Raw genomic sequence first — 6,000 nt, forward strand, 5'->3', positions numbered from 1 at the left:
ATGTCCTGTCGTTGCTGTATAATGTAGCATTTCTTGTGCAAAAGTTCGCATACATGAGCTTCACGTCGTGAAGGTTCGATCAACTATGTCAGCGTCATGCAGCGTCACACAAAGTGCCCGTGAGAATCAGCGTAAACCTGTCATGTGCGGTTCTCTCACTCGAGATGTGTGCATCTTGCGATCACCCTCAAAAACTTGTCAGGTGACGGGTGAGTGAAAACAACGTTTCCAGTTTGCGAGATCTCATTTCCACCACCAAGTCACTGTTTTTGCTCACCGTTCACCCCAAGTGGAAACATCCCTATAATTTTGCTTCCGCCCCACGCCATTGTTTTAATTAAGAAAAAATGCGTTTGGAAACAAAATGGGTGGAAACAGCCTATCTTGCCCGGTGGGCGGGGGAGGTGGGGGAGTGGGAAGAGAGTACATACTTACAACATATTCCATTTTTGATGATTTCGTTTCCACTTACCCTCAGCCCCCTTATTTTTATGGCTCCGAGGTGGAAACAATCCCGGAAACAACCCGAAAACATGGTGGAAACGTAATTCTCGTTTCCACTTGCCCCTCCCGCCCCTGTCCTCCGGACGGCCTGGATCCATCGATGCGCCATCGCGCAAGAACTGTGACATGCGCCATACCGCACTATGATACTGTGCTCGCATGAGCAGCGATGTAAGACATATTACAAGACGCGTCGTCGATCGCGATACGCAGCGGGCGTTGATCGCAGCTGTGTTCAGCAGCGGTAGTTCACGTGATGCGGCGGGCCGACTCGGCATTCCGGCAGAACGAGTCTCGCACACGATCAGCGAGGCGTATGCCTCGCAATACGACCTGCCGAATCTCGATGATCGGGCACGGGTTCGCGACTGCATCACCTGCAGCAACGCGATAATCTCTCAGCGCGCAGTTCACCGCGTCTGCCGCCCCTGCCGCGGTGATGCCGGCATGTCGGAGGATGCTGCATGAGCCAGCGTCGCGCTGCATATAATGATGTCACGCCTGTGCAAAAGCGTAAACATTCGCCGGGTGCCGTCTGGCTGCTGTGCTGTGAGATCGCTTATCGAGTGTCCTTATGGACGCACACGAGAACACCCCCCGCATTCAAGTTTTATCGGTCTCTGATACTGGGCGGCGTCGCCGCTGGACAGATGCCGAGAAGGTCCGGATCGTTGAGGAAAGCCTTGGCGATGGCGTGACATTGGCCGAGGTCGCACGGCGCCATGACGTTTCGCGGTCCCAGCTTTACGATTGGCGCTATCGTTGTCGGCATGGGTTGCTGAGTTCTGGCCCAAAGTTTTTGCGTGTTTTCAACATCGACGAAGCTCCAGGCGGGCTTGATCCTGATAATATGCCGACTCCGCAGGGTTCTGTGATGACTGTCGATTTTGGCGCGCGCTGTCGTGTGTCGATCCCGTCCGACTTTGACATGGAGGCTGCAGCGCGTTTACTCAACAGTCTAGCGGTGGGACGATGATCGCGTTTCCGGCGGGCACGAAGGTTTGGATTGCGGGCGGCGTGACGGACATGCGGCGCGGTATGAATACCTTGGCGCTGGCGGTCCAGCAGGGCCTTGGGCGTGACCCGCATGCCGGTGAGATCTTTTGCTTTCGGGGTCGCAAGGGTGATCTCGTGAAACTGCTCTGGCATGACGGGGTCGGCATGTCGCTGTATCTGAAGCGGCTTGAGGCGGGGAAGTTCATCTGGCCGGTAAGCCAGGATGGGACGGCTGTTTCGATATCCGCCGCCCAGCTCGGCTATCTTCTGGAAGGGATCGACTGGAGGAACCCGCGCTGGACGCAAAGGCCCAGAACAGATGGATAAATTGCGGTGAAACGCCTGTTTTTATTGGCGCTTCATGCTGTCTGTGGTAAATATTTGCCATGTCAGATGCCGCTTCCGAAATCGCCAGATTGAGCGCCGCCCTTGCCGCGCAGCCCGCGCGCAAGCTGCGGAGGTCGAACTGGCACAGGCCCGCGCCTTGGCCTCTTGCACGCAAGCAATGATCCAGGAATTGAAGCTGGAGATCGCAAAGCTGCGGCGTGATAAATACGGCATCTCTTCCGAGCGTCGCGCGCGACTGATCGATCAGCTGGAGTTGCAGCTTGAGGAACTGGAAGCCGCTGCCACCGAGGATGCGTTGGCGGCTGAACAAGCCGCAGCGCAGGACAAGACCAGCACCGTGCGCGCCTTCACGCGGCGCAAGCCGGTGCGCAAACCCTTTCCCGAGCATCTGCCGCGCGAGTGTGTGGTGGTTGAGGCACCGACCAACTGCACCTGCTGCGGCTCGGACCGCATCGTGAAGATGGGTGAAGACATTACCGACACGCTGGAAGTTATTCCGCGTCAGTGGAAGGTGATCCAGACCGTCCGCGAGAAGTTCACTTGTCGGTCATGCGAGAAGATCAGCCAGCCACCAGCGCCTTTCCACGCCATTCCGCGCGGTTGGGCTGGGCCGCAACTGATCGCCATGATTGCTTTCGACAAGTATGGACAGCACCAACCACTGAACCGGCAATCCGATCGGATTGCGCGAGAAGGTGTCGATCTCAGCCTGTCTACACTGGCTGATCTGAAAAGATTGTTTTAGGTAAACACTCATTATGAAATCACCGTTAAACACGATAATCACCTAAAAGGTGTAGCTTCCTTTATTGTTATTATTCAACATATTAGCTGCACTAAGTTGATAGTGTTGCAATATAGCAATACATCTTTTGATTGTGTGGCCTGCTAATTCTGGTGCCGCATCACGCGCTTGCTGGATACTTCGGCCCCACAGCTCGCATGATGTGCCACTGTAAGCCATGCCTGGCTCCGCACCGCTTGCATTTGAAGTCCTTCTCGATCTCGATGAGCTTCTTCAGCTCGTGGTAACGGGCATGTAGATGGTGCGGCGCTACGTTGAACCTGGCGTGACAAGCTTTGCATGTGACAACCACAACATCCCGAGCCGTCAGGTCATGCAACCGGATCGAAGACTTAGGACCAAGGGAGACGGGTTCACATGTCATGACATGGAACGTATAGTGAACATAGAGCCCCGCACGCAAGGCGGTGTGTGAAAATGCAACCTAACGTTGTTTATTTCCACCCAGAAGTGACCCGGGTAGCGGCATAATTTCCATTGAGAATTGTCCCATGTGACCCTTCCCCCAGCGGCATTCGCAGCGGGGGACTTTGGAGTGATACACATGGGACTTTTGAACATCATCCGACGTATGGCTTTGCGAGAGAAGTTGCCCCCGCGCGAGATATCGCGGCGGACCGGGATGTCGCGCAACACCATCAAAAAGTATCTGAACGCAGGCACGATCGAGCCTCAGTTTGCGACGCCGGAGCGGCAAAGCAAGCTCGATCCGTTCGCTGAGAAGCTTGTCGGTTGGCTGAAGACGGAGGCGGGGAAGTCTCGCAAACAGCGGCGGACGCTGAAGCAGATGCATGCCGATCTGGTGGTTCTGGGCTTTGACGGGTCTTACAACCGGGTTGCGGCTTTTGCGCGTGACTGGCGAGCCGATCGGCAGCGAGATCAGCAGACGACAGGCCGCGGCACCTTTGTGCCTCTGTCGTTCCGCCCGGGCGAGGCGTTCCAGTTCGACTGGAGCGAGGATTTTGCCGTTCTGGGTGGTGAGCGCACGAAGCTGCAAGTCGCCCACATCAAGCTGTCGCACAGCCGGGCCTTTTTGGTCCGAGCCTATCTGCTGCAAACCCACGAGATGCTGTTCGAAGCCCATTGGCACGGGTTCCGGGTCTTCGGTGGCATCCCCGAGCGCGGCATCTACGATAACATGCGCACCGCAGTCGATCGCGTCGGTCGCGGAAAGGAGCGACAGGTCAACATGCGCTTTCTCGCAATGGCGAACCACTATGTATTTGAGCCAGCGTTCTGCAATCCGGCCGCAGGCTGGGAGAAGGGGCAGGTCGAGAAGAACGTGCAGGATTCCCGACATCGACTGTGGCAACCCATGCCGGACTTCCCCGATCTTGCGGCCCTGAACGACTGGCTGGAACAGCAGTGTGTCGCATTATGGGGTAAGATCCCGCACGCAGCATTACCTGGGAGCGTTGCTGACGTTTGGGCCGCAGAACAAGCAGCGCTGATGCCATTACCACCCGCATTCGATGGCTTTGTCGAGCATAGCAAGCGGGTATCGCCGACCTGTCTGATCAGCTTTGAACGCAATCGCTACAGCGTTCCAGCGTCATTTGCGAACCGCCCGGTGAGCTTGCGGGTTTATCCTGAACGTCTGGTGATCGCCGCCGAAGGACAGATCCTGTGCGAACATATGCGGGTGATCCAGCGCAGCCACCAATTGCCACCACGCACGATTTACAACTGGCGGCATTACTTGGCTGTTCTCCAGCGCAAGCCCGGTGCCTTGCGGAACGGTGCCCCCTTTTCCGAATTCCCTCCGGCCTTCAAGCAGCTGCAAGATCTCATGTTGCGTCGTCCCGGCGGTGATCGGGAGATGGTCGATATCCTAGCGCTGGTTCTGCATCACGACGAACAGGCTGTGCTGGTCGCCGTGGAAATGGCGCTGGCTGAAGGTGTCGCGACCAAGACACATGTGCTGAACCTTCTGCACCGTCTTATCGACGGAAAGACGATCGGCGGGCCCGACATCGATACGCCGCAGGCGCTGATCCTTCAGCGCGAACCAGAAGCCAATGTCGAACGCTATGATGAACCGCCCCGGGTTTACCGGAGGGCAAAACTCTCGGAGAAATGCCCATTATGGAACAGTCACACAACAAGAAGACCTCGAAGCCGTATTCACCTGAGTTCCGCGAACGTGCGGTGCGGTTAGGCACCCCCGATGTAACGTAAGCACTCCATTGCTACCGCGGTAATTTAGCCTTGATGCGCAGCACGAGGTCCTTGTCGTCCACGAAGTCGTCGAGGAATTCGTGCCATGTCCTGGTGGTGAGACGGGCAGCTTTGATCAGATCGGTCAGCTCTTCGATACCGTCATCGGTCAGGGCTGTGATCGTCTCGTCGGGGCCCACGTAAACGCTTACAATGCTCCCGTAGGTCAGATTTTCGTCGTTATAGACGATGGCCTCGAGGAGTTCGGCATCTTCGTCCAGCATTTTAGCGACGTAGTCGAGCGTGCAGATATGGGTGATCGCAGCCATCACGCGACCTTTGAGTGAGCAGCGGCCATCGGCGTCCAATTCCATGGAAGTAGTTCATCCAGCCGGTTGATCTTGTGATCGTGGATGCGGTCGAGGATGTCAGCGAGATAGGCCTGTGGGTCGAGGCCGTTTAGCTTGGCGGTTTCAATGATCGTCATGGCGCGTGCAAGTGTTTCCGCACCGGTGTCGGCCCCGGCGAAGAGCCAGTTCTTTCTGCCGATTCCGATCGGTCGCAGAGCACGTTCCGCCGGATTATTGTCGATGGCCACACGACCGTCTGCCAGGAATAAACTGAAGGCCTCCCGGCGGTTGAGGCCATAGCGGAAAGCCTTGGCGAGATTGCTCTTGCCCGGAATGCGCAGGAGTTGCTGCTCGGACCACGCAAAGAAGGCCAGAACCTTCGGCAGGCTATACTTTTGACGTGCCGCGTGACGGACGTCCGCAGGCTGGCCATTGATGTCGCGCTCGATGTCATAGAGTTTGCCGATCCGGTCGAGCGCCTCGCGGGCGATCTCGGACTTGGTCGATGCCCAGAAGTCGTGGAAGTCACGGCGCAGGTGCGCCCAGCAAGCCGCTTCGCGCAAACGGGGGGTGCCGTCAGGCTCTGGCTCATAAAGCTTAGCATAGCCCTTGTAGCCGTCAGCCTGAAGTATGCCGCGGGCGCTGGCCAGATGGCTCAGGACATGCTCTTCCTTCCAGTCCTGTGCGAACCGATAGACGGCCCCGGGCGGGCTTGATCCAGCCCAAGGGCGCTGGTCGCGCACATAGGCCCAGATCCGGCCCTGCCTGACGCCTTTACCAAGCCCCTTGTCGCGCAACGACCGGTCCAGCACACGGATCGGCGTGTCATCTGCGTGCAGC

At 57.2% G+C, this 6,000-nt stretch carries 5 protein-coding genes and 1 pseudogene; 4 read left to right on the forward strand and 2 right to left on the reverse strand.

The features are described 5' to 3' along the window. Positions 1 to 1,078: 1,078 nt before the first annotated feature. The 4 genes and pseudogenes from tnpA to istA all read left to right on the forward strand — a co-directional run bounded on the left by tnpA (position 1,079) and on the right by istA (position 4,811). A complete protein-coding gene (gene tnpA, locus BM131_RS20765) occupies positions 1,079 to 1,480 on the forward strand; it encodes an IS66-like element accessory protein TnpA (RefSeq protein ID WP_090191110.1) in 402 nt (133 codons plus the stop codon). Then, positions 1,477 to 1,827: an IS66 family insertion sequence element accessory protein TnpB gene (gene tnpB, locus BM131_RS16085; RefSeq protein WP_090191112.1), complete on the forward strand. Its 351-nt coding sequence runs from the start codon at positions 1,477 to 1,479 to the stop codon at positions 1,825 to 1,827. Before tnpA ends, tnpB begins: the two co-directional genes overlap by 4 nt. A gap of 59 nt (positions 1,828 to 1,886) precedes the next feature. Further along, positions 1,887 to 2,575, forward strand: a pseudogene (locus BM131_RS16090) (transposase domain-containing protein); the annotation flags it as partial. A gap of 622 nt (positions 2,576 to 3,197) precedes the next feature. After that, a complete protein-coding gene (istA, locus tag BM131_RS16095; protein WP_245754273.1) occupies positions 3,198 to 4,811 on the forward strand; it encodes an IS21 family transposase in 1,614 nt (537 codons plus the stop codon). A gap of 31 nt (positions 4,812 to 4,842) precedes the next feature. Here istA and BM131_RS16100 read toward each other — a convergent pair whose 3' ends face one another. Both BM131_RS16100 and tnpC read right to left on the reverse strand, forming a co-directional pair. Beyond that, positions 4,843 to 5,139, reverse strand: a complete 297-nt coding sequence (locus BM131_RS16100; RefSeq protein WP_090191113.1) for a hypothetical protein — start codon at positions 5,137 to 5,139, stop codon at positions 4,843 to 4,845. Further along, positions 5,139 to 6,000 (reverse strand): IS66 family transposase (gene tnpC, locus BM131_RS16105; RefSeq protein ID WP_139222665.1); only part of this gene is annotated, 862 nt, incomplete at its 5' end. The genes tnpC and BM131_RS16100, both read right to left, overlap by 1 nt.

It is taken from the genome of Loktanella salsilacus (genome assembly GCF_900114485.1).
GTDB lineage: Bacteria > Pseudomonadota > Alphaproteobacteria > Rhodobacterales > Rhodobacteraceae > Loktanella > Loktanella salsilacus.